The sequence below is a fragment of the Frankia sp. AiPs1 genome, assembly GCF_023716945.1.
Taxonomy (GTDB): Bacteria; Actinomycetota; Actinomycetes; order Frankiales; family Frankiaceae; genus Frankia.
The window spans coordinates 1-25494 of record NZ_JAMQQF010000037.1 but is presented as its reverse complement, the minus strand read 5'-3'; the positions used below and the strand labels follow the sequence as shown (position 1 = coordinate 25494).

The following is a 25494-nucleotide window of genomic DNA, read 5'->3' as shown; positions in this document are numbered from 1 at the left end:
CTCGTGGCCGCGGACCGCTGTGCCGGTGCCAGGCCCGCGGCCGCCGATCCGTGCCCTGCGCGCGAGACGAGCGGGGAGCCCGGCCGGGCCTGGGGGGCGGGCGGGCGGTACTCGTGCTCGTGGAGTCCGAACCGGTCATGCAGGATCCGCAGGGGGCGCGGCGCCCACCAGTTCGCGTTGCCCGCGACCCGCATGAACGCCGGGACGAGCACCCCCCGGATGAGCGTCGCGTCCAGCACGATGGCCAACGCCGTGCCGACCCCGAACATCTGCATGAAGCGGACCGACGAGGTCGCGAAGGCGACGAAGGTGACGGCGAGCAGCGCCGCGGCGGTGGTCACGATCCGGCCCACCTTCGCGAGCCCGGCGGCGACGGCCTCGGCGTTGGAGGCACCGGCATCGTGCGCCTCCTTGATCCGCGACAGCAGGAAGACCTCGTAGTCCATCGACAGCCCGAAGGCGATGCAGAACAGCAGGACCGGCATGGACGTGTCCAGCGGGCCGGGGGTGAAGTCGAGGATTCCCTCGAGGTGTCCGTCACTGAAGATCCATACGGATGCGCCGAACACCGCGCACATGGCGAGGCCGTTGAGCACGATCGCCTTCACTGGTAGCAGCACGCTACCGGTGAACAGGAATATCAGGACGAAGGTGGCCAACGCGATCAGCCCGAGCGCGAGGGGGAGCCGGTCGGCGACCGTGCTCTTACCGTCGACCAGGACGGCTGGTGCCCCCCCGATCAGGGCACTGGTCCCGGCAGGTGCCGGCACGGCCCGGGCGGCCCTGACAAGATCCTGCGCGCGACCCGACGCGTAGTCCACCGAGGTCACCACCTGGAGCGAGTCCGCGCCGGCGACGGCGAAGCGGCCACTGGTCGGACTGGGGGGTGAGGTACGGCGGCCTCGCACGTACGTTCCCAGCGCACCATCCACACGGGCCACGTCGGGCAGCCGCGACAGTGTCGCCGTGTATGCGGCCAGCGCCGATCGGTCGACCGACTGCATCCCCCGGGCCTGCACAACGACCTCCATCGCACCGTCGAGGTCGGCGGCGAAGTCCTCGCGCAGCGCGTCCCCGACCACCCGGCTCGGCGCGGAGCCGGGCTGGAGCACCCGGTCGTCCGGCGTCCCGAAGTTGACGTGCAGGAACGGGGCCCCGAGCACGAGCAACACCGCGACCACCGGCAGCCCGGTGAGCACCGGCCGGCGCATCACCGTCGCCGCCACCCGTCGCCAGAACGGCGACTCGCCCGCCTCCCGTACCGCGATCGCGTCCCGCCCGTCTCCCCCCTCCGCGCCGGCGACTCCCACCGGCCCGGACCGACTCGTCCTGCGCCGGCGGACCAGTCCGATCAGGCCACCCACCTGCCACGAGTTCACCCGCTCGCCGAGCAGCATCAGCAGGGCCGGCAGCGACACGACCGCCGCGACCACCGCCACCAGCGTCACCGCGATCCCCGCGTAGGCCATGGACTTCAGAAAGAACGGCGGGAACAGCAGCATCACGGCCAACGCCACGATCACCGTGGCACCGCTGAACAGGATGGTCCGACCGGCGGAGTGAACGGTCGCTGCCACCGCGTCCGCACGGTCACGCCCGGTCGCCAGTTCCTCACGGAACCGACTGACCATCAGCAGCGAGTAGTCGATGCCGAGGCCGAGGCCCATCGCCGTCGCGAGGTTCACGGCGAAGATCGACACGTCGGTCAGCCCGCCGATCACGGACAGCGCCGCGAAACCACCGACGATGCCGAGCAGGCCGATGCCCAGCGGCAACAGCGCGGCGACGACGCCGGCGAACGCCATCACCAGGAGTGCCAACGTGATGGGGATGGCGATCGACTCGGCTACGGCGAGGTCGCTGGAAACCTGGTTACCGATGTCCTCGCCCACCGTCGCCTTACCACCCGGTCGGACGGTCACCGAGCCTGCCCAGCGTTGACCCGACTCGTAGCGATCGACGATGTCCGAAGCCTCGTCATCGTCCCGCACGCTGGCCACGACCAGGGCCGACCGGCCGTCCCGGGAGCGCAGCGCCGACCCCCCACCGGTCCAGTAGGACACCACGTCGCGGGCCCCCGGCTGGGCGGCGAGATCGGCCGCCACGGACCGGCCCGCGGCCACGACCGTCGCGTCGTCGACATCCCCCTGCCGGGCGGTGACGAGAAGGAGCACGTTCGGACGGCCGTGAAAGCGGGCGTCCATCACATCGGCTGCCCGGGTGGACTCCGAAGCCGGGTCGTCGAAGCCCCCGGTCTGCAGCTTGCCGAAGGCGGTGCTTGCGAGGATGCCGCCGCCGAGCAGGACGACGACCGTGAGGACCAGCACCAGGCGAGGGCGGCGCGTCACCAGCGCCACAAGGGACGAGAACACGGTTTCCTCCACAGGTGGGGCGACCCTACAGAGAACAGTGTTCGCGTCGGGTGTTCTCGTCAAGACCGATCTGACGCAAAGTTGACAGCGTTCACCCCGAGATCGAGCATGGCTGCTGTGAGTAGTCCAATACCCCGCCGGGAACGGCTGCGGCGGGCCACCCTCGACGAGATCAAGCAGACGGCGCACGCCCAGTTGGCGGAGCTCGGTCCTGCCGCCCTGTCCCTTCGGGGGGTGGCGCGGGCGATGGGCATGGCCCCCTCGGCCCTGTACCGCTACGTGGCCAGCCGCGAGGTCCTGCTGGCAGAGCTGACGGCCGACGGCTTCGCCTCGCTGGCCGACGCCCTCGAGGCGGCGTTCGCGGCGGGTGATCCGCACGACCACCTGGGCCGATGGCTGGACGTCGCCCGGGCGCACCGCCGCTGGGCGCTGGACCACGCCGTCGAGTACACGCTGATCTTCGGTACGCGGGTCCCGGACGGTGGGTTCGTCGGCACCCGGGTGGCCATCGAGCTGCAGCGATCGGTGGCCGTGCTGTTCCGCTGCATGACGGAGGCGATCAAAGCCGGACTGGTCGACACCGGCCACCTCGACGCCGGGCTCACCCCGACGATGCGGGCCAGGCTGCGCGCCTGGGCCGACGACCACGGGGTGACGATCGACCCCGGGGGCATGGCGGTCTGCCTGGCGGCCTGGACCCAGTTGCACGGCTTCCTGTCTCTGGAGTCCTTCGGCCACCTCCCACCGGCCCTCGACGATCCCGCCGACCTGTTCGACCGACAGATGACCGAGGTGTTCGCCCGGGCCTGCTCGGCGATCGTCCCGGCGGGCCTGCCCGGCGCGGAAGGCCCGACCCGACCGGACCGGATGGTCGGTTCGGACCCTGCCCGCACGGGCGGCCGGTAGACCACCCGACCGGGCCACTCGGCCCGGTCGGGGCAGGTCGGTCAGGCCGAGGTACGCATCCGGCGCTCCAGCGCGTCCAGTGCGACCCTGCGGGCACTCTTGATCTCCGGTAGGCGGGCCTGATACGCCGACGCCGTGGCCAGCGGCTGGTAGAAGCCCATACGCGGGACGAAATCCGTCTCGTCGTAGCCCGGCGGCCGGTGCAGGGTGGAGGTACGTCCCGGAAATAGCAGGTCGTAGTTGTCGGCGATCTGCCAGATGGCGACGTGCGGATCGACACGGCGCCGTTGAAAGTACGCTTCCAGGACATCGATTGTGAAACTAATCTCATGGAACTGTTTCACCAGGCTGTGGTAATGCTGGCCGACCTGATACTTGATCGGTAGCTCGACCTGCAGGCTGTCCGAGTAGTCGAGCAGGTCGAGCGCCAGCACCTTCAGCGAGGTCTCCACCCCATACCCGCGCGAGAAGGCCAGCGCGGCGAAAACATCCGCGTCGATGACGAACTCCCCGATCAGGGGCTGGATAGTTCGCGTGATGGACGGCACATACCGGGCCAGCTGTTTCGACAACAACGATCGCAGCATCTCCGTGGTGCGCCCGCCGGGCTGACCGTCGCCCGTCACCCTACGCGAACTGCCGTTCACGAAAAGTGGGGCGTTGCCGGCGGTCGTCGCGGCGGCGAGCACCCCAACCGTATACGGATCGTAGCTTTCCAGATCGGCGTCGTGGAAGATCAGCCGATTACCGAACGCAAGGTAGGCGAGGCTGCGCATGGCGCCGGCCTTCCCGCCGGTCGTCGTGGCCTCCCGGCCGGCATGGCGCTGCAGGACGGACTGCCCGCGGACGACCCAGCTCGCGCCCGCGTCCGTCGCGATGCGCACGAGGTCGTGCTCGTCGCCGTCCGAGGTCGGATCGACGATGACGCCGATCTCGTCCAGCACACTGCGTTCCTGCATCCACCGTTGCCGGTTCTGCGCGATGATCTCGCCGAGGGTCCGGGCCGCCTCCGGGCCACGGGCCGGTATCAACAGGCTCAGGGTGATGGCCTTGGCAAGCTTGTCCACCTCGATCGTGTCGAGGTCGAGGCTGGTGGGTTCGAGCGTTCGCACGGACGCCCCTCTCTCGTGACCTTTCTTGGGTACGGACAACCCCCGTACCGGTGACGACGTCCTGTGGGGATCTGCTACGGGCGTTGCGAGGTGGGTATCAGGCGGACCGGGCGGCGATTCCCCCTCGTGCCACTGACCGCATGATTGGGTACCTCCGTTCACAACGCCTCGACCGCCCGAGTCGTTTCCGGTACCTCCCCCGTACTCGGTTCGCCGCGTCCTCTTCGCGGTCCGGCGGAGCACGACCGATCCGACACATGCCAGGTACTGGAGCGTCAAAGTATCGGTGTTGCGGCGCGGTCCGTCACTCCCCCTCTTTTCCGGCGGGTATCAACCGCCACCTTCGGGACCGCACACGATCACGCCACGCCGCACCGGAACCGCACTGGCGTCCCACGAGGCTACGGTGGGTATCCGACCAAGCGCCCGGAGCGGCTACTCCGGGACCGATCGGGAGAGAACTACCCGCTGCCGTGCCAGCCGATGCCAGGCCGGCATCGAACCCGACCGGATACACCGGCTCACCGGCTCAGCCGAACGGGCCACACCGGCCGGAAACGCCCGTTCCAGCGGGTGGACCCGGTTAGGCCACGAGAGCTGTCTGGTCCATACCGGCGGCCTTGGCGACCGGCGCCGGGGTGCCAGCGGCCGTCGTCAGTCGCCCTCGGTCAGCATCACGGCCGGGACGCCGGCGCGCGGTCGGGCGAGTCCCAGCGCCGGCCGTGTGGACGCCCACGCGGCCGGGGTGGTCGAAAGCAGGTCGTCCGGATGGGGCAGCCCGACTCGCCCGTCCGCCTCCAAGGCGAGGAAGACGTCGACGACCGTCGGGTCGAACTGGGTGGCGCGCCCGGCTCGAAGCTGGTGGCGGGCGGCGGGTCCGCTCAGGGGATCCCGACCTCCGCGCCCGCCGCCCATCGCCGCCCAGGCGGTGCAGACCGCGAGGGCCCGTGCCTCCATCCGGATCCGGGACCCGGCGATCCCACGGGGATAGCCACCCCCACCGAACCACTCCCGCTGTTGGGCGATGATCTCCGCCTCGGCCCGCAGATCCGGGCACCTGGGCGAGCAGATTCGCCCCCATCACCGGGTGCAGCCGGATCAGCCGCCACTCCTCGGCGTCCAGCGGGCCCGGACGGGCCAGGGCCTGCGGCGGCAGGAGGATCTTTCCAACGTTGTGCAGCCGGCCGGCCAGCCGGGCCCGGTGGCGTGCCACGGCGGCATAGCCAAGCACGGTGAGCACCTCCCCGAGCCCGTGCCCCACCGCCCGGCCATCCGCGCGCGGCGCATGCCAGGCGTCGACCTGCTCGGCGACCCGGCGCAGGCACTCGACGCCGTCGGGCAGGCGTCTGGGCAGCTCGCGCGGCTCCGCCGCTGAAGCGCCCGGCCGGGGGGCGCCCTGCGGATCGTTCCCGGCCGGCTCGCCCGGGTCAGGATGGCCCGTCCGGCGCAGCCACGACGGAGAATCGTCGACCCGCGGACCGTCCGGAGCGGATCGAGGGCAGCTGCCACCAGCGGGGAGGGCACGGACCCGAACGGGTCGACGGCAGGCCGCGGGTACGCGGGCGGGCGGATGCCGAGCGCCTCCGCCGCACCCCCGTCGACCACGGGGGACTCGCCGGCCGCGCCGACGGAGACCGTGACCGGCACGGACAGCGACGACTCTCCGGTACCCGAGGCGGTTCTGAATCGACCCGTCGGACCCGGCCGGCCGTCTCTGTGAGTCGCCATCGCGATGCTTCCCGCAGTCGAGGCGGCGTCGGCCGCCTGGCCCGCATCACCGGAGCACGGGCCCGGCGTTCCTCGCCCGCACCTGCCCCCCGCTCGGCGGGCCCACCGGGCGTCACGGCGGGCGGCACGGGTGGACGGCGAGGGCCATGCCAGTGGCCGCGCAGAGGACCTGACCACCCGCGAGGAGCGCCCAGCCACGCCGCGAGACGGCGGCGAGGCGAAGCGGTCCGACGAACAGGGCACCGGCGGCCGACAGGCTCACCGGCAGGTACAACGCCATCCGGAAGCCGAGTCCGCCACCCACCGCGGACGGCAGGACGAAGGTGATGACCGCGGCCAGGCCGGCACCCAGACAGGCGAGCCAGTCACGGCCCGGCCGGGCGAGCCAGGGCGGGGCCGGCATCACCCCTCGGTTCGGGACGCGGGATCCGGTCGGGACGGCGGTGGCGAGGGCGGTGACACCGACTGTGACACCGACGCGCCCCGAAGCCCGGACCTGGGCCGCCCGTCGGGCGTGGGGACGCCGGACGACAGACCGGCCCCACCCGAGCGGCCCCGTCCTCGCTGGCCGCCCGAGCGGCCCCGTCTTCGCCGGCCGGCCGGGCATCGGCGCTGCGCGGTGATCCCCGGCGCCGCGCGGTGAACCACAGACGACCGTCAGGGATGCGCGACGAAGTTGAAGTGGCGACCGGTCTCGAAGGAGTCCCGGAACTTGGGCAGGGTGTACGGACCGTCGCCGTCGAGGTCGAAGATCCGCAGACCCAGATCGCTGTCGACGAGCTCGTACATCTCATCCGCCGTCGTGCCGTAGTCGCGTGCACCGGCGCCGAACTCGAACACCAGGTGCGGCCGGCTGGCTGCGATCAGTTTCCGGGCACCGCGAAAGACCCCGTACTCGGCGCCCTCGACGTCGACCTTGATGAGGGTGGGCTGATAGTCCGCGGGCAGCGCCTCGTCGAGAACCTCGACCGCCACTTCGATCTGTTCGACCTCCTCGGTATCCGGCACCCGGTCGCGCAGCCCGCTGTAGGCGGGCCGGCTGCGGACGTAGGTGAACGGCAGCACTCCGGGCGTGTCCGACAGCGCCGCCTGGCGCACCTGGACTGTCGGGAAGTCGGTCGTCAGGGATGCCGCCATGTGCGGCAGCGGCTCGTAGGCGATGTGCCGACCCTGCGGCGAGTGCCGCAGAATCGTCCGGAGCACGTCTCCCCGATGCGCGCCCACGTCGATGCAGTTCGAGTTCTCCCGCAACACGAACGACAGCAGCAGCGCCAGGTGGCGATCGTCATTGCGATTGCGCCTGGCCGTCGGCACGACGGTGTCACGCACCAGCTTCAACGCCGGACCGAGGCCCAAATCGACCGCCTTCCGGCGGAGCGGAGCAAGCTGCTTTTCTACCCGAGGATCCATCCGCCACAACCTCCCGTTGCCCCACCGGTGATCTGCCGGAGTGGTTTAACCCCACGTTCCACCACGGCATCTGGCCACCCACTATTAGGGGGACGCGATCAACGGTCAATAGCGGTGGTACCACCTTGCCGCCATCACCAGCAGCACGGCCGGCGAATTCTGCCGCAACGGAAGACTTGCACTACCAGACCCTCACGCCCGGGAAGAGTGGCTGGAACTCTCCATGCGCATCGGGTCCGGCGGTCGCCGGGGCCACGCATTGCGTTGAGGTAGACGAAGTCCGCACACGTTCTCACGGAAAGGAACAAGACTATCACGTGGGGAGTTCCGCCCCTGCGGGGAGTGCTCCTCCGACGACGTTCGGCCGCTGACTTCACCTGCGATCGCCGGATCCGCCCGCGGCGGGCACACGGGCATTGCGCCGCACCGGAACCCGCCGAAACCAGCCGGCCGACCAGACGGTCACTTCACCGGGTCGGCCACGGCCGCAGCCATGTCACGGTGCTGACACGGCCCTGAAACCCCGCGGCCGCGGCCGCCGCACCCCGACCGTGGGACCCCGCCCGGGACGGAACGCACCCTTCGGTTCGGGGGCGCCGTCAGCCGGCGGCGACGAGAACGGGGTCGTCCTCGGACCGGGCGGCAAAAGACTCGACCGGCGGGCAGGTGCAGACCAGGTTGCGATCGCCGTACGCGCCGTCGATCCGGCGCACCGGCGGCCAGTACTTCGCCGTCCGCAGTGCGGCTACCGGGTAGGCCGCGACCGACCGCGGATAAGGATGCGGCCATTCGTCGGCGGTGACCATCTGGGCGGTGTGCGGAGCGTTGCGCAGCGGGTTGTCCGTGCGCGGCCAGGTTCCGTCACCGACCTTCTCCGCCTCCGCACGAATCGCAATCATGGCAGCGCAGAAGCGGTCGATCTCGACCAGATCCTCACTCTCGGTCGGTTCGACCATCAGGGTGCCGGCCACTGGGAAGGACATCGTCGGCGCGTGGAAACCGTAGTCGATGAGCCGCTTGGCCACGTCGTCCACGGTGACTCCGGTCCGCTTCGTCAACGGTCGCAGGTCGAGAATGCATTCGTGCGCGACCAGACCGTCCCGCCCGGCGTAGAGCACCGGATAGTACGGGCGGAGCCGGTGGGCGATGTAGTTGGCGTTCAGCACGGCGACCGACGTGGCCTGCCGCAGACCGTCCGCCCCCATCATCATGATGTACGCCCAGGGAATCATCAGAATGCCGGCGGAGCCCCACGGCGACCCCGAGATGGGCCCGACGCCGCTCGCCGGCCCGGCCTCGGCCCGCAACGGGTGATTCGGCAGGTAGGGCAGCAGCTTCTCGCCGACCGCGACCGGGCCGACCCCCGGGCCGCCGCCGCCGTGCGGGATGCAGAACGTCTTGTGCAGGTTGAGATGGCTGACGTCGGCGCCGAACTGGCCCGGCTTCGCGAGGCCGACGAGCGCGTTGAGATTCGCCCCGTCGACGTAGACCAGCCCGCCGGCCTCGTGGACGATCGCGCACGCCTGCCCGATGCCCTCCTCATAGACGCCGTGCGTCGAGGGATAGGTCACCATCAGCGCGGCAAGAACATCGGCGTTCGCCCGCGCCCGGCGCGCCAGATCGTCGAGATCGACATTCCCATCGTCGTCGCAGGCGACCACGACGACGCGCATTCCGGCCATTGCGGCGCTCGCCGCGTTCGTCCCGTGCGCGGAGGAGGGAATGAGACAGACGTCGCGGACCGGCGCCCCGGGCACCGCATTGTCGCGGTGATAGGCGCGGATCGCGAGCAGGCCGGCGAGCTCACCCTGGCTGCCGGCATTCGGCTGCACCGAAACGCCCGCGTATCCGGTGATCCGGGCCAGCCAGTCCTCCAGATCGCGGATCATCGACAGGTATCCGCCGGCCTGGTCGAGGGGCGCGAACGGGTGGATGTCGGCGAACTCCGGCCAGGTGACGGCGGCCATCTCGGTGGTCGCGTTCAGCTTCATCGTGCAGGACCCCAGCGGGATCATGCCCCGGTCGAGGGCCAGGTCGAGGTCGGACAGCCGGCGTAGGTAGCGCAGCATGGCCGTCTCGGAGCGATGCTCGTGGAAAACCGGGTGCTCGAGGTAGGAGTCGGTGCGCACCAGCTCACGGGGCAGCGCCGACGAGGCCACCGGGGCCACCGGGGCCGTAACCTCGGGCGATGCCGCGGCGGGCACCCCGAACGCCGCCCAGACGGCGCGCAGATCCGCCTCCACGGTCGTCTCGTTGCAGGAGACCCCGACGTGGTCGGCGTCGACGAGCCGCAGGTTGACACCGTGTGCCAGCGCCTCGGCCACCACGTCGGCGGCCCGGCCCGGCACCGCCGCGACGACGGTGTCGAAGAAGGCATCGGCGGCGGTCGGTACCCCGCCGGCCCGCAGCCCCTCGGCGAGCCGGACCGCGAGACCGTGGATGCGCCAGGCGATCCCGGCCAGTCCCTGCGGGCCGTGGTAGACGGCATACATCGAGGCGAGCACGGCCGGTAGCACCTGGGCGGTGCAGATGTTGCTCGTCGCCTTCTCCCGACGAATGTGCTGCTCACGGGTCTGCAGAGTGAGCCGGTAGGCGGGCGCGCCGTCCGCGTCGACCGACACCCCGACCAACCGTCCGGGCAGGGACCGCTCCAGACCCTTGCGGACCGCCAGGTAGCCTGCGTGCGGGCCGCCGAACGACAGCGGCAGCCCGAAACGCTGGGTGCTGCCGACGGCGATGTCGGCGCCGAGCTCGCCGGGCGAGCGCAGCAGTGTCAGCGCCAGCGGATCTGCCGCGACCGTGACGACGATTCCCCGCTCACGCGCTTCGGCGATCACCGACCGCGGGTCGCGCAGCGCCCCGCCCGGTCCCGGGTAGGACAGCAGCAGCCCGAACGTCGAGTCCAGCACCTCCGCGGGCACCCCGACATGCGTGGCTGCGGGGTCCGGGGCTGCGGGGTCCGGGGCTGCGGGGTCCGGAGCCGCGGCGTCCGGGGCCGCGGGGTTACCCGCCGCCAGGCCACGGGACAGGTCGGCGACGTGGACGGTGACACCCAGCGCCTCCGCCCGGGTCGCCACGACCGCGATCGTCTGGGGGAGCGTGTCCGCGTCGATGAGGAACGTCGCGCGGGATCCCTTTGCCGTGCGCAGCGCGATCTGCATCGCCTCGGCGGCGGCGGTCGGCTCGTCGAGCAGGGACGCTCCGGCCACCGCAAGACCCGTCAGATCGGTGATCACCGTCTGGAAGTTCAGCAGCGCCTCCAACCGGCCCTGGGAGATCTCCGGCTGGTACGGCGTGTATGCGGTGTACCAGGCGGGGTTCTCCAGGACGTTGCGCTGGATGACGCCGGGCAACACCGCGGGATGGAAGCCCAGGCCGATCATCGACGGCACCGCGCGGTTGTCGCGTCCGAGCGCGCGCAGCGCGGCGAGAACCGCCGTCTCGTCGAGCGCCGCGGGCAGCTCGAGGTTGCGGTCCTGGATGACGGCCGGGACCGCGGCGTCGGTCAGCGCCCGCAGTGACTCCACCCCGATCGCGGCGAGCATGGACCGCTGCGCCTGCGCGTCCGGACCGATGTGACGGTCGGCGAACTGCGGGTGGGCCGCGGCCACCGGACCGGCGATGTTGCTGATGGCGGCCGCTGCGGAGGCGTCCTCGTGATCGGTGCTGTCATACATGATGAACGCTCCGGAGGTCGGGCGACGACGACAACGAAGCCGACGCCGCGGCGGGCCTCCCCCTCTGTCATTGGCCTGAGAGCTTCACCGGCCGCCGCCGCCGTGGGTCCGAGCCGAGGACCCGCGAACGGCGGCCGCGGCTTTCACCGTCGGCGGGACACCAGGATGTCCACTTTCCAGAGTTGCCTGACCCGGCGGTTGGGGGCCTGAGAGTTTATGGGGAGAGCTTGCTCCTTCGGCGTCCCGGCAGGTCGCGGCCCGGGACTCTCCCGCACGGGTGTGAGCGGCAGCAGTATGCAGTTCGTCGCCCCGCAGACTAGCCGCGATCGCAGTCCCTGGCCAACGATCGTCCGATCGAAGCCTGCACTCGACGACCCGCTCTCGAGCACGCGCCGTCGACCACACGCCCTCGACCACACGTCCTCGACCACACGTCCGGTGCGACGTGCTCCTGGTGACGGCCTAGACGAAGACCGTTTCGTAGGGACGCAACAACCGGGCCAGCACCGGCACCCCGAGGACCGCCGAGTCCGCCGGGTCGTCGGACAGCGGGGCGATCTGGCTGGTGTAGCAGTCGACCGCGCGCCGCTTCACCTCCTGCACCGACACGGGCAGGGGCACCGTCCGGGCCCTGGCCCACGGCACTCCGGGGTCGTTCGGAACCGCCCAGTGCCAGGTCCAGACGGGGTATTCGACTAGCCGCGCGCCGGTCCGTCCCGCCGCCAGCACCGCCGCGCGCCCCGTGGCCTCATGGTCCGGATGGCGGTCCCCGGTGTACGTGGTCAGCACCCAGCAGCCGGGGGTGAGCAGCGATTCCACCTGGTCGGCGAGCGCCGCCTCCTGCCCGGCGACCCGCCCGTCCCCCAGCCCGATCCGGTGTATCGGCACCTGCGCCAGCCCCAGCGCGCTCAGCGCGGCGTGCTGCTCGGCGACCCGCCGCCGGGCCAGTTCTGCCGGGGCCAGCGTTGGCGATCCGGGATGCGAGGCGTCGCCGTCGGTGACCGCGACGACGGTGATCGCGGTGCCGAGTGCGCGCAGCCGGACGAGCAGCCCGCCGACGCCGAGAACCTCATCGTCCGGATGGGGGGCGACGACGACCACCGCCGGTGGCGCGGGGGAGAGCTCCAGCTCCGGCCATCCCGGCTGCCAGGCCCGCCAGACGGACTCGGGGGTGCCGTCGTCCGTGAAGGGCCGGCCCGCTTCGGCGGTGTCTTCGTGCATGACCCATCCATACGCCGAACCGCCCGCGCTCCGCACGGAAATCGGGCCCGGGACCGGCCGTGACGCTCGTCCCGAGCCCGTCGGCGAGCAGGGCGCCGGCTGCCGACGCCTCAGCGCTGCAGCGCCTCGCCCTTGGCTGCCTCGGTGTCCGTCAGCGCGCCGTCCTTCTCCCGCCGGAAGATCTCCTCGGCCATCCGGTCCGAGGAGGTCTGGCTCGCGACCTGCTTGGCCATCTCGTCGTTGGAGGTGCCCGCGCCGGCGGGCCTCGTGCGTCCCTTCATTGCCTGGGCCATGGCTGCCTCCTCCTGATCCCGGCTGCGATCGGCATGGCCCGATTGGCCATGGTCGCGGCCGCGCACCCGCCCGGATGGTGGGCAGCCCCGCACTCGGCGGTGCACGACGCCCGGCCGGGCCCGATCCCCGCACGGCCCACTCCCGCAAGCCGCTCGGCCTGGGACTACCCGCCCGCGACAGGCCGGAACCGCCGTGGATCGGCGCACGCGGCGCGGACCCGATGCCGGCGGATTCGGCGCGGACCGTCCGAGTGGCATGATCTTGGTAGCCGGCCGGTTACCGCAAGGGCTGGGGGCATCTGTCGGCCACGGCCAGTGAGCGGGAGCAGGGGCAGCGGGCCCGTTTCGGGGGTGGCGACCTGCCCGGGCTACCTGTGATCCCTGCCGGCCGTGGCCCGTTCGGTCCGTGGCAGAGGCGGTCCGGCGCCCGCTGCGGAGGCCCGGCGGCGCTCGGCCGCGGGGGCCGGGGCATCGAGTCGCGACCCCGCCGGTCGGTGGGCCGCCCGCTGCCGCCCCGGCGCCATCCGGCGCAACCTGGTCAGCTCGGTGCGGACCGTACGCGGCGAGATCCGCCGGGCGAGGCGGCGATGGCGTGGGACGGCGCGACGGATCGCCTGCTCGAGGCCGTCGAGCAGGCGCCACGCCTCATCCGCGGCGCGCCGGCCGGGTCCCTCCTCCCAGCGACCGGTGGTGCCCCCGTCGAACAGGGCGAGCGTGGCGAGGTCGGCCAGCCCACGCAGCGCGGTGAGGCCGGCATCGTCGACCACGCCCGCCGCGAGGGCCACCACCTCGCTCGGGCTGGCCGCCCGCGGCATCGCCCGGTCGGAGTCGGCGAACATTTCGATGGCCCGCTGCCAGGCGACGACGATCCGCGCACTGCTGCCCTTCGCCGCGCGCCGCTCCCGGCGGCGCCGAGCGATCGGCAGCAGCCAACCAAGCAGGAGACAGCCGAGCAGGGCGGTGACGCCGACGGCCGTCACCGAGGGGAGGATGAGGCCCGCCCAGCCGGGGGAGGGCGATCGCCGGTCGGCGGATCGAGACGGGTCCTCCCCCGACGGGGTGGCATCCGCCCGACCGGGCGGTACCGAGACGGTGGTTCGCAGCACTGCCTCCACAAGTGAGGTCTGCGTGGCGGACTCGCCCTGGGTGGACCCGGCCACCGTCGCACCGCGTTCGTCCCCCGCTCGGGGAGTGGGGAAGAACGGCAGCCAACCGGCACCGTCGAAGTTGACCTCCGCCCAGGCCAGGGCGTCGCCGCCCCGAATCGTGCGGGTCACGCCGGGTGGGTCTGCGGCCGTGAAACCCACGACGAGGCGGGCGGGCAGGCCCAGCAGCCTCGCCGCGAGGACGAACGTCGTGGCGAACTGTTCGGAGGTGCCGCGTCGGGTCTGGCCGAGGAAGTGGTCGATATGGGCGAGCGAATGCCCGGCGGGCACGGTGGGATCGAAGCTGAAGCTGGCCATCAGGTACTGGCGCAGCAGAGCAGCGCGCTGGTACGGCGTCGCGCCGCCGCCGGTGGCGACGGAGGCCAGTTCCCGCAGCACCGGGGGGATCCCGTCGGGCACCGCGAGGTAGGGGGCGTTGGCCGTCGTCGCGGAGACGGTGAGGGCGAGCAGCCTGTCTGCGGTCAGCGCGGCCGGCGGGGTGGAAACAAGGCGCAGCCGGTCGCCTGGGTTCAGCGGCGTGGTCCGTACGAGTGTGCCGTCTTCCGGCTCGACCGCGAACTGACCCACCGGCCCCTCGGGAGCCGCCGTGGAGCGATCCCGGCCCGGCGGATGCGCCGTGCCAGCGGTAGTCGGGGGGGTCGAGGCGGGCGGGGCGGGCGAGGCGGGCGAGGCGGGCGAGGTGGTCAAGGCGGGCGGGGCGCTCGGGGCGGGCGAGTCGGGCGAGGCGGTACCTGCGACGGAGACCACAGTGAACTGGCCGAGTCGGGCGAGGGCGGGCACAAGATCGCCGCCGAGGTCGACGACGGTCAGGTCCTGGGTGATCGGGGTGGACGGCCGACCACCATCCCCGCGCACGGCGCGTCCGGCCTGCCCCCGATCGCCTGGCCTGCCGATGATCGCCCGTTGTGCGGGCCGGTAACGGCCACTCGTGGACCAGGTGGCGCCGTCGTAGGAGTCGAGGACGGCGAGCCGTAGCGCGACCGGCCCGGACGGCTGTGGGGACAGACCGACTCGGAACAGGATCTGGTCGGGATGGGCGGTCCAGCCGGCCAACCGACTCAGGGGGTTGAGGGCGACAAGCGGTGCCGGCGCGACTGTGCGGTGGTCGCGAGGGTCGACGGGCGGTCGCCCATCCGGACCGAGCGGACCATTCGCCAGTGCCAGACTGGCGCTCACGACGACCGCCACGGCGACGGTGGACCGCGCCGCGAGACGAAGCGCCGCCCACCCTCGCGGGCCTGCCACGGGCAGCAGACCCGGCCCGGATCGGGGGGATGCTTCGGCCCCACCCGAGCCACCGCCCGGCTCGGCGGGGCCGGGAATGGCGGCCACGGACCGTCCTGGTGACCGGGGCGGGCCGCTTCCGCGAATCCGGACGAGGACCGCGGCCAGTGCGGCGAACGCGGCGGCGAGTGGCGCGTCGGATCCGGGTACGGGGGCCGCGTAGGCGACCGCGACCGCCAGGACGAGGGCAGCGGGCAGCGCGGGCAGGAGCCGCGCCCTGGTGCGGACGACGAGCTCCGCGCCGACGGCGGCGGCCAGCCAGGTCAGTGCCGCCGGTACGAGCAGGAGAGCCCCGTCGGGCGGTGCCGGGACGGCCGCGTCCAGCAGGCGCGCCCATCCGCGCAGGACGCCCGAACGGACCAGGGACAACCGCGCCCAGAACCCGCCCGCATCGGCCGCCACCGTGCAGGTGGCCCAGACGACGAATCCCCCGACCCAGGTCGCGACCGTCCCGGCGAGTGGTGTCGGCCTGCGTCGCAGGCCCAGCACCGCGGTTGTGATCACAGGCACGACCGCGGCGACAGGGATGATCACCTGAACATCGGAAGAGGCGAAGACCCGACGGAACCCGAAGCCGCCCGCGATCGCCAGTCCTGCCACCACCACCAGGGCCGCCAGGCGACGGCGCACCGGGTCCTCTCGACTGGCGAGAAGGTCGGCCTCGACGACGTGCCCCCCGCTCGAGCCGGACGCCGAGCGCATGGCTCCGCCGGACGATCCGCCGATCTGCCCCATCACCGGCCCGTCCGCGGGGAGCTCGGTGGCCATCGCCGGTTCCGTTCGCCGGTCGGCCAGTAGTTACCGAGTGCCTCGGCGTCGGGAACGTCGATCACCGTCAGCCGGCCGGCGGCCCGGGTGGCGGTGCCGTCCAGGTGCGTACCGCCGGTCGGGACGGTGCTGCCGAGCACGCCGATCCCCATCACCCGGCCGGGCGATGCGGTGGTCCGCAGGCGGGCGCGGTCGGCGAAGTCGCGCCGGTCGATGGCCCGGGCGGCGGCCGGGCTGCGGGGGCCCACCCGGACCAGGACGACGCGCCCGTACGCGTGGGCCACCGGGGCGAGTGCGGCCAGCGCCTGCCGGTCGAATCCGCCGGTGACGAGCACCAGCGTGCCAAGCCCGCCGCGCCGCAGCGTCGCGACGACGTCCAGCGAGGCGGCGTCGTCCAGATGCACGCCCGCCAGCTCGTCCATCAGCACGTCGGCGTCCCGCCGGCGGCGCCGGCCAGCCACCCGCAACCCGGCGGTCGTCACGAGTCGGACCCCGAACGCCTGCTGCGCGCAGGTCATCACCGCGGCCGCGGTGACGTCCACGGCCTCCTCGAACGTCGCGACGCCGACCCGGCCAGGCGGGTAGGCGGCCGGCCGGTTGTCGAGGACGACGGTGGCGGCCGGCTCGCTGGGATCGACGTGGGTGCGGACCATCAGTTCGCCCGCCCGTGCACTGGACGGCCAGTGCACGAGGCGGAGGTCCTCACCGGGCGCGTACCTCCGCAGGGTGTGGATCTCCAGCCCCCCGGCCGCGCCCTGTCCGGTCTGCCCATCCGGGTCGCGCGAGGGCGCGGAGGCAAGCGGCGCCAGCGGCCGGGTCCGAGGCCGGACGTGCAGAGTGCCGCCAGCCGCCAGCCGCTGCCGGCGCAGGGTGAGCCCGAACGGATCCGATCTGATCACCTCTGCGGGGCCTACCCGGACCACCCCGCGCCGCCTGGTGTCCATGGCGAGCTCGATCGTTCGGCAGCCCGAGCCGGCGAGTCGGGGCACCTGGACGGACACGGCCGCAGCCGGCGTGTCCGGCCCGTCCGGGGGATCCGAATCCGGTGCGCCGGGCACAGCCCGGCCATCCGTGCCGCTGTTGCGGGACGGCGTGGGGTCTGGTGCGTGCAGGTCGTCTGCAGCCCGCGGCGGGTGGCCGGCAGGCACCCGGCCGGTGTGTGGCTCCCCCCGGCGCGTGGCCGGAAGGGTGTGCACGCGGCCGTCGCCTCCGCGAGCGGTGATGGTCGCCGTACGCCGTTCCCACCACGTCTCCACCAGATCCGAAGCGGCCAGCAGTCGCCCCGCGCGGGGGGCGCCCGGCCCCGACGGGTCCGGGCGGGCGGCGGCCGGGCCATGCGGCAGATGAAGGGTGAACGGCGGCGAAGGCCATCGCGACAGGTTGTGAACCGTGACGGTGAGGGTGGCGGCCTCGCCTCGAACGACCCGTCCGGGCGACACGCGGACGGCCACCGACACCCGTGGGCGGCGAACGGCCGTAGCAGCCGCAAGGCCCATCGCCGCGGCCCCCGTCCCACCGAGTACAGCCAGCTCCGCGTAGCGCAGCGCCCGGGCGCCCAGCAGCAGGGCCGCGACGGTAACGCACATCCCCCATCCCAGCGGGGTGACCCGCAGGCGGGCCCTTCCCGGTGATTCCCCCCTCCCCGCGGGTCCACGATCCGACCGGCAGCCCTGCTCCGCCACAGGCGCAGCGCCCCCGGGACCAGCCCGATCGGACCCCACGGGTGCGGATCCCGATGCGCCTGAGCTCGGCGAGACGGGTTCCGACAGGCCGGGTCCGGTACGGGCCGGTGCTGGCCATTCCGTCGCGGCCACGGCCGCAGCCACCGATCCCGAAGCAGCGTGTCGCGCGGGTCCGACCGTGGCGGGAGCCCAACCCGACGGAGTGGAGCCCGACGGAGTGGAGCCCGTTCGTTCTGCGGCGTCCGCACCAGTCAGGGCGCCCTGCCGGCCCGCCAGGGCGGCTCGCCGGGCAGCCGCGGCCGACCTCGGCAGCGGCTCCGGGGCAGGCGGACGGTGACGTTCGCCGAGCCCACGCGCGGCCCGCCCGGGTTCGGGCTGGTCCGACGCGGATCGGCCGGTCGGGCGCCGCATGGTCCGGGCGAGGGAGGCTGGAGACGGGGGTACCGGGGCGGACGGCATGGGCGCGGACGGCAACGGGGTGGTCGCGGTGTCCGCGTCGACGACTCGGAGCAACCCGCGGTCGGCCCGGCCGTCGCCCTGGCGACGGTCGTCGGGGGACGACACGATCAGATTCCGACGAGCCGGCGCGGTGACGGCACCGTTTGCAGGATTTCGTCGACGACATCCTCGGCGATGACGCGCCGCAGCTCGGCCTCCGGGCTGAGCACCAGACGATGCGCCAGGACAGCGCCGGCCACCGCCTTGACATCGTCGGGAGTGGCAAACACCCGAGCGTGCGCGGCTGCCCTGACCTGGACGGCGCGCAACAGCGCGATGCTGCCCCGTGGGCTCGCCCCCAACCGGACGATGTCGGGGATGGTCCGCGTGGCGGCAACCAGATCGACGAGGTAACGGCGCAGCGCCGGCGCGACGTGGACCGCGAAGGTCTGGGCCGACCGGGCCACGACGTCCTCCGCCCGCATCACCGGCCTCAGATCCTCGATTCGCCGTCCCACCTGCCGACCTTCGAGGATCTCCAGCTCGGCATCGACCGACGGGTACCCCATCCTCAGCCGCATGAGGAAGCGGTCCAGTTGGGCCTCGGGAAGGCTGTACGTCCCGTCCATGTCGATGGGGTTCTGCGTCGCCACGACCATGAACGGGTGGGGCACTGGATAGCCCGTGCCGTCAGCGGTGACGCGCCCCTCCTCCATCACCTCCAGCAGAGCCGACTGCGTCTTCGGCGAGGCGCGGTTGATCTCGTCGCCGATGACGAGGTTGGCGAAGATGGGTCCAGGGCGGAAGCCGAACTCGTTGGCACGCTGGTCGTACACCATCGTCCCGGTGATGTCCGCCGGCAGCAGGTCCGGCGTGAACTGGATGCGATGGCAGCCGGCGTTGACCGAGGCCGCAAGGCTTCGGGCCAGCGAGGTCTTGCCCAGCCCCGGAACGTCCTCGACGAGCAGGTGCCCCTCGGCGAACAGGCAGATCGTCGCGAGCTCGACAACCTCCCGCTTGCCCCGGATGACCTTCTCGACATTCGCGACGACGGCATGAAAGGCGGCCGAGAACGCGGCCACGTTGGACTGGTCGCCGCGCAGGTGGTCGCGGTCGTCGTTCCTGTTGGTCATGCCCTGCCTCCTGGTCCGGTCGGGGTAGGGGACGCTGACCGTCCTCGTCGCGCGGACTGGCTGCTCATCACCGGGTCGGGCTCCTCCTCGTCGGGACCGATCGGGCGGGTGCAAGTCGTGCTGCAACCGGTCGCACCTGCTGCGGGCGGGCTGGTGCGGACGGGCTGGTGCGAGTCGAGAGGCGGACCGTGCCGGACAGGGGGGCGACCGGCCCGGTCCGCCCGCGGGCGGTGGGGAGATCCGCCCGGGAACGGTGCCTCCGGCGGCCGTCGCCGGCACGGAGACGATCCGTTCCGCTGCGGTAGACGACGGGCACCGCCGATTCGTTGTGCCATCGCCCGACTTTGTTGTTGATCTGATGGTCGGGGGGCCCACACCGACATGCACGCACCGCACCGATGTCTGCGTGCTGCGCGACCCCTCCAAGGCGGCGTCACGAAAGGCAGCGGGCGCGTCGCAACCTGTCCGGGGGATGCCGCGTCTTACCTATCAAGAGGGATGACCCGCCCGAGTGGCCCATCTCGGGACAGCCGATGCAAGAACACAAGTATCAACAGACTCCCGCGCGCCGTTGGGTATGGCGCCCGGGACGTGGTGAGCGCTGTACCCCTCCCGCGGCGCTCCCCCGCGGTGTCTGTGTGGGCGGGCGGGGTGGCACGCCCACACAGACACCGACCCCAATCACCTGCACTCCGGCGCTGAGGACCGACGACGCCCGGCGCGGCCGGGCTGCCAGAGCGCCTTGCCGCGCCCGCGTGCCGGCCATGATCAGGAAAGTGAGACCACACCATCTCCGCATTCGGGCGGCGGGTGCGTCGCATCAGCACGGCAGCGGCCGGCGTGACGCTGTGCGTGGGCGCAGGGCTGGCCGCCGCCGCATCCGGAACGCCACCGTTCGTTCTCGACCTCACCTCCGGCGGCAGTTGGCTGGCGAACGAGTCGACCGGCACCGTCACCCACCTGCAGAGCACGACCGGGCGGGCGGACGCGGCCGTCACCGTGCCCGGCGCGGTCGGGCATCGGCTGTCCGTCCAGCGCAACGGCCCGGATCTCCTCGTCTGTGACGAGGACGCCGGCCTGCTCCATCTGATCGAACCGCAACGCCTCACCCCCGCCCGAACGGCGACGCTGCGTCCCGGCACGACAGTGATCCCAGGGGACAGGGAGATCTACGCCGTCGATGGTGCGGGCGGGCGAGTACGACGCCTGGACGGACGGTCGCTCACCGACGTTGGACCGGTCATCGACCTCGGCGGAGCCCTCGGCGCCGTCGCCCGGACGCGGGACGGAACGCTGTGGGCGCCCGTTCGCACCAGGGGGTCCGTGGTGCCGATCCGCGATGGCGTGGCGTCGACCCCGATTCCCGTCGCCCGACCGGACCATCAGATCGACGTGGTGCTGGCCCAGGATCGCCCGGTGGTCGTCGACGGCACGACCGGGACGGCCGTCCCGGTCACCGGCGCCCGGCCCGGCCCGGCGATTGCGCTGCCGGTGACCCTGACCACCGCATCCGCTCCGTCCGACCCGGTGGTGGTTGCGGCGGACGCGACGGAGTGGAGCACCGTCCCGATACTCGACACGGTGGCCGGACGGCTCCTGCTCGCCGACGTCGACACCAGCGCGGTGGCCGTGCATGATCTGCCAGCCGTGCCGGGTGAGGGAAGGGCCCGAGCGGGGGGTGACACGGCCCAGCCGGAGGGTGGCACAGCCCGAACGGGGGGCAATACGTCCCCATCGGGAGGCGGCACAGTCCGAACGGGGGGTGTTGGCGACGCGGCCTCCGCCGACACCACAGCCCCGACCAGGCTCCCCGACATCGATCGACCGGCGGGATCACCGGCGGCATCACCGGCGGGCTCGGCGGGATCACCGGCGGGCTCGGCAGTGATCCCCGGGGACGAGGCAGCCCCACGCCGACTCGGCCCACCGATCGGCCACGACGGGATGATCTACATCCCGGACCAGGATGCCCGGATGGTCTGGGTCTTCGACACGCGTACCGGTGGATTCACCCCGCCGATCGTCGTCCCAGGGTCCCCCGGTGAGCCGGCGACCGCCGCGGACACCGCGCGGATCACCGTGACCGTCGAGGGCGATCAGGTGTGGGTGAACGATCCGGCCGGGCCCGACGCCGTGCTCATCGACGGCACGCGGCGGGCGACAGTAGCGAAACAACCAGCGGGGCTGCCGGGTCAGGCCGACACGGCTCCGGCCCGCCCGCTGCCAGCCCCGCCGCCCCGCCCGCAGCCCACGACCATCGAACAACCCCGCTCGGCGCCCGCGACCGTCGAGCGGGCGGGAACGCGACCGCAGCCGCCCGTCCCCGCCGGCCCCGGAACCGCAAACGTGGTCACCGTGCCGCCTCCGCCGTCGACGACCTCGCCCGTCCCACGCCCCCCGCAGCCCACGGACACCCAGAGCCCGCGACCGGGCATCACCACCCAGCCGGAGCAGACGTTCGTCGAGCTTCCCGGCGGGGACCCGACGACGCAGCCCCACTCCCCCCGCCGGCCCACCTGACGACCCGCGTGGACACCGACCCACCCACGATCAGGCTGACGGCACACTCGGCCCGCCGCCCCAGCGCCCCGAAGCCAGTGACCTGAAGCCAGTGACCTGAAGCCAGTGACCTGAAGCCAGTGACCTGAAGCTAGCGCCCTGCGGCGCTGTCCAGTCGGGAGGCCCGAGGCCTCCGCTGCCGGGACCCGCAGTCGACGCATGCGGGGTCGCGCGCCACCGACAGCGAACGAACCTCCAGATCCCACAGGTCGGCGACGAGCAGCCGGCCGATGGACGGCTCGCCGAACCCGGAGATCAGCTTGATGACCTCCATCGCCGCGAGGCATCCGACCGTCCCCGCGACCGCTCCGAAGACGGGGAACCCGAGAGGATCCCAGTCGGGGTCGCCCTCGGCGAAGACACACCGCAGGCATGCGCTGTCCCCGGCGACGGTGAGCAACTGGATCTCGGTCGCGTTCATCGCCGCGACGACCAGGGGCACCTCGGCGTCCAGGCACATCCGGTTGATCTGGAAGCGTTCGGGGAAATTGTGCCGGGCGTCGATCACGATGTCGGCGCCGGCCACCAGCTCGGGCAGCAGCGGATCGAACAGATCCCGGTCCCAGGTCTCCACCGCGACGTCCGGGTAGTGGATGCCCAGGGTGTCCGCGGCGATCAGGACTCGGGACTCGCCGATCCGATCGGGGCGCATCAGGGTCTGGCGGTTCAGGTCGGGCTTCTCCAACGAGCCGGGATGGACCAACACCAGCCGCCCGACGCCGGCGGCGGCGAGGTAGGTGGTAGCGGCGCCGCCCACCCCGCCGATCCCGGCCACGAGCACCGTCGCCCCGCTCAGGCGCTCCTGCTCACCGGGGCCGAAACCGGCCATCAGTTGGCGCGTGAAGCGCTGGGTGTCCATGACCTGTCCTCGTCTGGTGCGGCCGACGTTTCCAAGAGGCTGGCTCTGTCTTCTCGCGCCTGCGCGCTTCTCACCCCCACCGGGGACGAATCCCCGGTTCGCCGACCACCGTACCAAGAACACCGGTCGCCTCCCCGCCCGCGGTTAGGATGACGGGGATGCCTGATCTTGCACCGGCCACCCGCGCGGACGCCCGCCGTAACCGGCAGGCGATTCTGGCGACCGCTCGCCGGGTGTTCGCGGAGCAGGGCATCCAGGCCTCACTCGACGAGATCGCGCAGCGCGCCAACGTCGGCAACGCCACGCTCTACCGGCATTTCGGCTCGCGTTGCCAGCTCGTCGCCGCCGCCCTGTCCGAGCAGATGGAAAAGTATGCGCAGATGGCGGCCGCGGCGGCGGCCGAACCCGATCCGTGGAATGCGCTGCGCGGCTACCTGACGGCGCTGTGCCGGATGCAGGCGGCGGATCGCGGGCTGGCCGACCTGCTGACCAGCGACACCTTTCCGGACGCCGCGATCGACGCGGCACGCGACAACGCCCGGCGGGACGTGGTGCGCACCATCCGCCGCGCACAGCACGCGGGGGCGCTGCGGGCCGATTTCGCCCCGGAGGACATCCTGATCATTCTGATGGCGAACGCCGGTCTCATCCACCGTGCCGGCGCGCACGCCCCGGAGAGCTCCGCCCGGCTGATCGCCCTGCTGCTCGACGGCCTGCAGGCCGCCGCCGCGACACCGGCGCCGGCGGCTCCGTCGGAATCCGAGCTGCTGGCCGTGATGCGCGGCGAGTCGCTGGACGAGCAGCCGCCCGGGGCGCAGCGGCCGCGGGCGGACAGCGGGAGCAGGTAAGCGGGTAGCGGGTAGCGCGGGTAGCGGGACGAGAACGGCCGCCGGCCACCCGGCCGCCCGGCCGCTGGCCGTGGTGCCGCCAGCGTTAAGGCACGTATGCGACGTGTGCTGTCAGTGGCCTCGCAGTCACGCGGACCGCCAAGGGCTTCTCGTTCAACGTGTAGATCTCAGGCACGAAGCACGGCCCACTTCCCGGCGGGCGCCGACCCACTCGACCAAGTGATCCAGCCAGCGATCCGCCGGGGACCTCCCCTGCGCGAGGAGACATTCCCTTGCCTACAGAGCAACCGGCGCGCCACCATCATCAGCCTGGTGCGCGGTTGGCGGGCCTGAGGCGACCCGAAGGTCACGCCGACTGCCCGGCGGCGGGCTGGCTCACGTCCCTTGCAGCGGCTCAGGCGGCCGCAAGGGCCACCTCCGTCGACTTGATCAGGGCGGTGACGGAGGATCCCTCGGCAAGACCAAGATCGGTTGCGGCGGCCAGGGTGATTGCCGAGGTAAGTTCGCCGCCGTTTTCGAGAGCGATGTGCGCGACGGCCATCGCGCCACCGGTCTCGAGGCTGGAGATGGTGCCGCGGAGCTGATTGCGGATGCTCAGGCCGTCCACGCTGCCGGTGGTCAGCGAAACGTCGGTCGATTTGATCAGAACCTCGACGGTGCTACCCGCCGACAGGTCGAGCTCCTTGATCGCGTCCACTGTCACCGCAGCCGTCACATTCTGCCCACCAGGCAATGCGATTAGTACAGTGCTCATCACCGCGCCGACGGTGATGTCGGCGACGGTTCCGGTCAGTTGGTTACGTATGGTCAGACTCACGGGTCCGCCTTTCCTCGGGCTGCTTGGGCGTCCCCTCAGTTCTACCCGTTCGCCGAGGAACGCGCGTCCGCGCCAATCGATGCTCAATTCCCGCACGTGCTGAAAGGAGCCGCGGGTGAACACCGCGGATGCGCCTTGATTTGCGTCCGGAAAGCGTATCCAAGTGGCCGCACAGGTGTGACCAGTCCCACATTTCGGGGCGGTCTACGGCATCCGCGACTGCTCCGCGCGCTCGCGCCGTCCCCCCACACTCCGCTCCGGGACCGGCGTTCCGGCTGGCCATTGGGGCAGAACGGCACAAAGACTCCCGAACTCGACCAGCTGCATCTACCCCCGAGACGACCCGGCCTACGCCCGGCCCCGCACAGACCGGCGGATAGAGGCGGATAGAGGCGGATAGAGCACGGCAATGACGGGCCGTCGCCGGCGCCGGCGTCTGTGCGGCTCGGCGGCTCGGCGGCTCGGTTCGACGGCCACCCGGACATCAGGCCGAGTGCCGCCCCACGAATGGCGGCGCCCGGATCCGAGATCCGTCGAGGTCCGGGTCTACCGCTCATCCGTGACGAGGACGGAATGGCTGACAAAGCGACGACAACGACGGCGATCGTCACCGGGGCTGGGCGGGGAATCGGGGCAGCAATCGCCGCCGATCTCGCCCGCCGCGGTTATCACGTGATCGTGAACTACCGGCGGGATGCCGACGCGGCGGCCGCCGTGGTCGCGGGAATTCACCGGTCCGGGGGCAGCGCAATCGCGCTGGCGGGCGACGTCACCGATCCCGACGACGTGACATCGATGGTCGCGGCCGTGCTCGCCGACCGCGTCCTGGAACCGGCGGACATCGCCGCCGCCGTCGGGTTGGCCCTCGATCCCGCCCTGCGTCCGGCGACCGGGACGGTCCTGCGCGTCGACGCCGGCTGGTCGGTACTCCCCGGCGGCCCCACGGCCTGACGCAGGCGGAGCCCGGCCCGGTTCTGGGCCGCGTGTTCTAGGGCCAGGTGTTCAAGGCCCCGGTTCAGGGCCGGGTATTCAGGGCCCCGGTTCAGGGCCCCGGTTCAGGGCCCCGGTTCAGGGCGAGAGTTCTGCCCCGGTTCTGGGCCTGGCCCGAGCCGGGTCCGGGCGGTTCCACGGCAGGAACCGGCACGGCCCTCGCCCTGCCGGTTCCCGACGAGTCCCGCGCCGAGTCAGCGCGCGGCCGGCGCGGCGCTCGGCGCCCGGGGC

The 25494-nt window shown here is 72.3% G+C and carries 18 protein-coding genes and 2 riboswitches; of the genes, 5 read left to right on the top strand and 13 right to left on the bottom strand.

Annotated features, from left to right (window positions below):
* Positions 1 to 2372 (bottom strand): MMPL family transporter (locus ND748_RS06745; protein WP_251744801.1); only part of this gene is annotated, 2372 nt, incomplete at its 3' end.
* A gap of 108 nt (positions 2373 to 2480) precedes the next feature.
* On the opposite strand from ND748_RS06745, the gene ND748_RS06740 reads away from it, so the two are divergent.
* Positions 2481 to 3278, top strand: coding sequence for a TetR/AcrR family transcriptional regulator (locus ND748_RS06740; RefSeq protein ID WP_251744800.1), 798 nt, complete (start codon positions 2481 to 2483; stop codon positions 3276 to 3278).
* A 41-nt stretch (positions 3279 to 3319) separates the two neighbouring features.
* Here ND748_RS06740 and ND748_RS06735 read toward each other — a convergent pair whose 3' ends face one another.
* Together ND748_RS06735 and ND748_RS06730 are read right to left on the bottom strand one after the other, a co-directional pair.
* Positions 3320 to 4390, bottom strand: coding sequence for a hypothetical protein (locus tag ND748_RS06735; protein ID WP_308205597.1), 1071 nt, complete (start codon positions 4388 to 4390; stop codon positions 3320 to 3322).
* A gap of 654 nt (positions 4391 to 5044) precedes the next feature.
* On the bottom strand, positions 5045 to 5416 hold the full coding sequence (locus tag ND748_RS06730; RefSeq protein WP_374215861.1) for an HD domain-containing phosphohydrolase: 372 nt from the start codon (positions 5414 to 5416) through the stop codon (positions 5045 to 5047).
* Here ND748_RS06730 and ND748_RS06725 point away from each other — a divergent pair.
* Positions 5415 to 5765, top strand: coding sequence for a hypothetical protein (locus tag ND748_RS06725; protein WP_251744797.1), 351 nt, complete (start codon positions 5415 to 5417; stop codon positions 5763 to 5765). The genes ND748_RS06730 and ND748_RS06725 overlap by 2 nt on opposite strands.
* A 465-nt stretch (positions 5766 to 6230) precedes the next feature.
* On the opposite strand, the gene ND748_RS06720 is transcribed toward ND748_RS06725, so the two are convergent.
* The 8 genes from ND748_RS06720 to ND748_RS06685 all read right to left on the bottom strand — a co-directional run bounded on the left by ND748_RS06720 (position 6231) and on the right by ND748_RS06685 (position 19190).
* Positions 6231 to 6521 carry a hypothetical protein gene (locus ND748_RS06720; RefSeq protein WP_251744796.1) on the bottom strand — a complete coding sequence of 97 codons (291 nt, stop codon included), beginning with the start codon at positions 6519 to 6521 and terminating at the stop codon, positions 6231 to 6233.
* A 254-nt stretch (positions 6522 to 6775) separates the two neighbouring features.
* Positions 6776 to 7528: an FkbM family methyltransferase gene (locus ND748_RS06715; RefSeq protein ID WP_251744795.1), complete on the bottom strand. Its 753-nt coding sequence runs from the start codon at positions 7526 to 7528 to the stop codon at positions 6776 to 6778.
* A gap of 599 nt (positions 7529 to 8127) precedes the next feature.
* The gene (gene gcvP / locus ND748_RS06710; RefSeq protein ID WP_251744794.1) at positions 8128 to 11205 is read right to left on the bottom strand and encodes an aminomethyl-transferring glycine dehydrogenase; all 3078 of its coding nucleotides are present in this window, start codon (positions 11203 to 11205) and stop codon (positions 8128 to 8130) included.
* Positions 11206 to 11262: 57 nt separating this feature from the next.
* Positions 11263 to 11390, bottom strand: a riboswitch (glycine riboswitch).
* Positions 11391 to 11488, bottom strand: a riboswitch (glycine riboswitch).
* A gap of 179 nt (positions 11489 to 11667) precedes the next feature.
* The gene (locus ND748_RS06705) at positions 11668 to 12426 is read right to left on the bottom strand and encodes a PIG-L deacetylase family protein (RefSeq protein WP_251744793.1); all 759 of its coding nucleotides are present in this window, start codon (positions 12424 to 12426) and stop codon (positions 11668 to 11670) included.
* Positions 12427 to 12536: 110 nt separating this feature from the next.
* On the bottom strand, positions 12537 to 12719 hold the full coding sequence (locus ND748_RS06700; protein WP_251744792.1) for a hypothetical protein: 183 nt from the start codon (positions 12717 to 12719) through the stop codon (positions 12537 to 12539).
* 368 nt (positions 12720 to 13087) lie between these two features.
* Positions 13088 to 15937: a transglutaminase-like domain-containing protein gene (locus ND748_RS06695; RefSeq protein ID WP_251744791.1), complete on the bottom strand. Its 2850-nt coding sequence runs from the start codon at positions 15935 to 15937 to the stop codon at positions 13088 to 13090.
* Complete coding sequence (locus ND748_RS06690; RefSeq protein ID WP_251744790.1) at positions 15904 to 17523, bottom strand: DUF58 domain-containing protein; 1620 nt, start codon at positions 17521 to 17523, stop codon at positions 15904 to 15906. Before ND748_RS06690 ends, ND748_RS06695 begins: the two co-directional genes overlap by 34 nt.
* Positions 17524 to 18185: 662 nt before the next feature.
* The gene (locus ND748_RS06685) at positions 18186 to 19190 is read right to left on the bottom strand and encodes a MoxR family ATPase (protein ID WP_251744789.1); all 1005 of its coding nucleotides are present in this window, start codon (positions 19188 to 19190) and stop codon (positions 18186 to 18188) included.
* An 810-nt stretch (positions 19191 to 20000) separates the two neighbouring features.
* On the opposite strand from ND748_RS06685, the gene ND748_RS06680 reads away from it, so the two are divergent.
* Positions 20001 to 21710: a hypothetical protein gene (locus tag ND748_RS06680; RefSeq protein WP_251744788.1), complete on the top strand. Its 1710-nt coding sequence runs from the start codon at positions 20001 to 20003 to the stop codon at positions 21708 to 21710.
* 130 nt (positions 21711 to 21840) lie between these two features.
* On the opposite strand, the gene ND748_RS06675 is transcribed toward ND748_RS06680, so the two are convergent.
* Positions 21841 to 22608 (bottom strand): HesA/MoeB/ThiF family protein, encoded by a 768-nt coding sequence (locus ND748_RS06675; RefSeq protein ID WP_251744787.1) that lies wholly within the window; start codon positions 22606 to 22608, stop codon positions 21841 to 21843.
* Positions 22609 to 22766: 158 nt separating this feature from the next.
* Here ND748_RS06675 and ND748_RS06670 point away from each other — a divergent pair, with 158 nt between their 5' ends.
* On the top strand, positions 22767 to 23456 hold the full coding sequence (locus ND748_RS06670) for a TetR/AcrR family transcriptional regulator (RefSeq protein WP_251744786.1): 690 nt from the start codon (positions 22767 to 22769) through the stop codon (positions 23454 to 23456).
* 394 nt (positions 23457 to 23850) lie between these two features.
* On the opposite strand, the gene ND748_RS06665 is transcribed toward ND748_RS06670, so the two are convergent.
* Complete coding sequence (locus tag ND748_RS06665; RefSeq protein WP_251744785.1) at positions 23851 to 24273, bottom strand: TOBE domain-containing protein; 423 nt, start codon at positions 24271 to 24273, stop codon at positions 23851 to 23853.
* Between the two features lie 573 nt (positions 24274 to 24846).
* Here ND748_RS06665 and ND748_RS06660 point away from each other — a divergent pair.
* The gene (locus tag ND748_RS06660) at positions 24847 to 25224 is read left to right on the top strand and encodes an SDR family NAD(P)-dependent oxidoreductase (RefSeq protein ID WP_251744784.1); all 378 of its coding nucleotides are present in this window, start codon (positions 24847 to 24849) and stop codon (positions 25222 to 25224) included.
* The last annotated feature ends 270 nt before the right edge of the window (positions 25225 to 25494 follow it).

Bases quoted from the DNA above. Each gene is read 5' to 3' on its own strand.
- ND748_RS06740 (WP_251744800.1), top strand. From the start codon at position 2,481: ATGGCTGCTGTGAGTAGTCCAATACCCCGCCGGGAACGGCTGCGGCGG.
- ND748_RS06725 (WP_251744797.1), top strand. From the start codon at position 5,415: ATGATCTCCGCCTCGGCCCGCAGATCCGGGCACCTGGGCGAGCAGATT.
- ND748_RS06720 (WP_251744796.1), bottom strand. From the start codon at position 6,521: ATGCCGGCCCCGCCCTGGCTCGCCCGGCCGGGCCGTGACTGGCTCGCC.
- ND748_RS06715 (WP_251744795.1), bottom strand. From the start codon at position 7,528: ATGGATCCTCGGGTAGAAAAGCAGCTTGCTCCGCTCCGCCGGAAGGCG.
- gcvP (WP_251744794.1), bottom strand. From the start codon at position 11,205: ATGTATGACAGCACCGATCACGAGGACGCCTCCGCAGCGGCCGCCATC.
- ND748_RS06705 (WP_251744793.1), bottom strand. From the start codon at position 12,426: ATGCACGAAGACACCGCCGAAGCGGGCCGGCCCTTCACGGACGACGGC.
- ND748_RS06700 (WP_251744792.1), bottom strand. From the start codon at position 12,719: ATGGCCCAGGCAATGAAGGGACGCACGAGGCCCGCCGGCGCGGGCACC.
- ND748_RS06695 (WP_251744791.1), bottom strand. From the start codon at position 15,937: ATGGCCACCGAGCTCCCCGCGGACGGGCCGGTGATGGGGCAGATCGGC.
- ND748_RS06690 (WP_251744790.1), bottom strand. From the start codon at position 17,523: ATGTGCGTTACCGTCGCGGCCCTGCTGCTGGGCGCCCGGGCGCTGCGC.
- ND748_RS06685 (WP_251744789.1), bottom strand. From the start codon at position 19,190: ATGACCAACAGGAACGACGACCGCGACCACCTGCGCGGCGACCAGTCC.
- ND748_RS06675 (WP_251744787.1), bottom strand. From the start codon at position 22,608: ATGGACACCCAGCGCTTCACGCGCCAACTGATGGCCGGTTTCGGCCCC.
- ND748_RS06670 (WP_251744786.1), top strand. From the start codon at position 22,767: ATGCCTGATCTTGCACCGGCCACCCGCGCGGACGCCCGCCGTAACCGG.
- ND748_RS06660 (WP_251744784.1), top strand. From the start codon at position 24,847: ATGGCTGACAAAGCGACGACAACGACGGCGATCGTCACCGGGGCTGGG.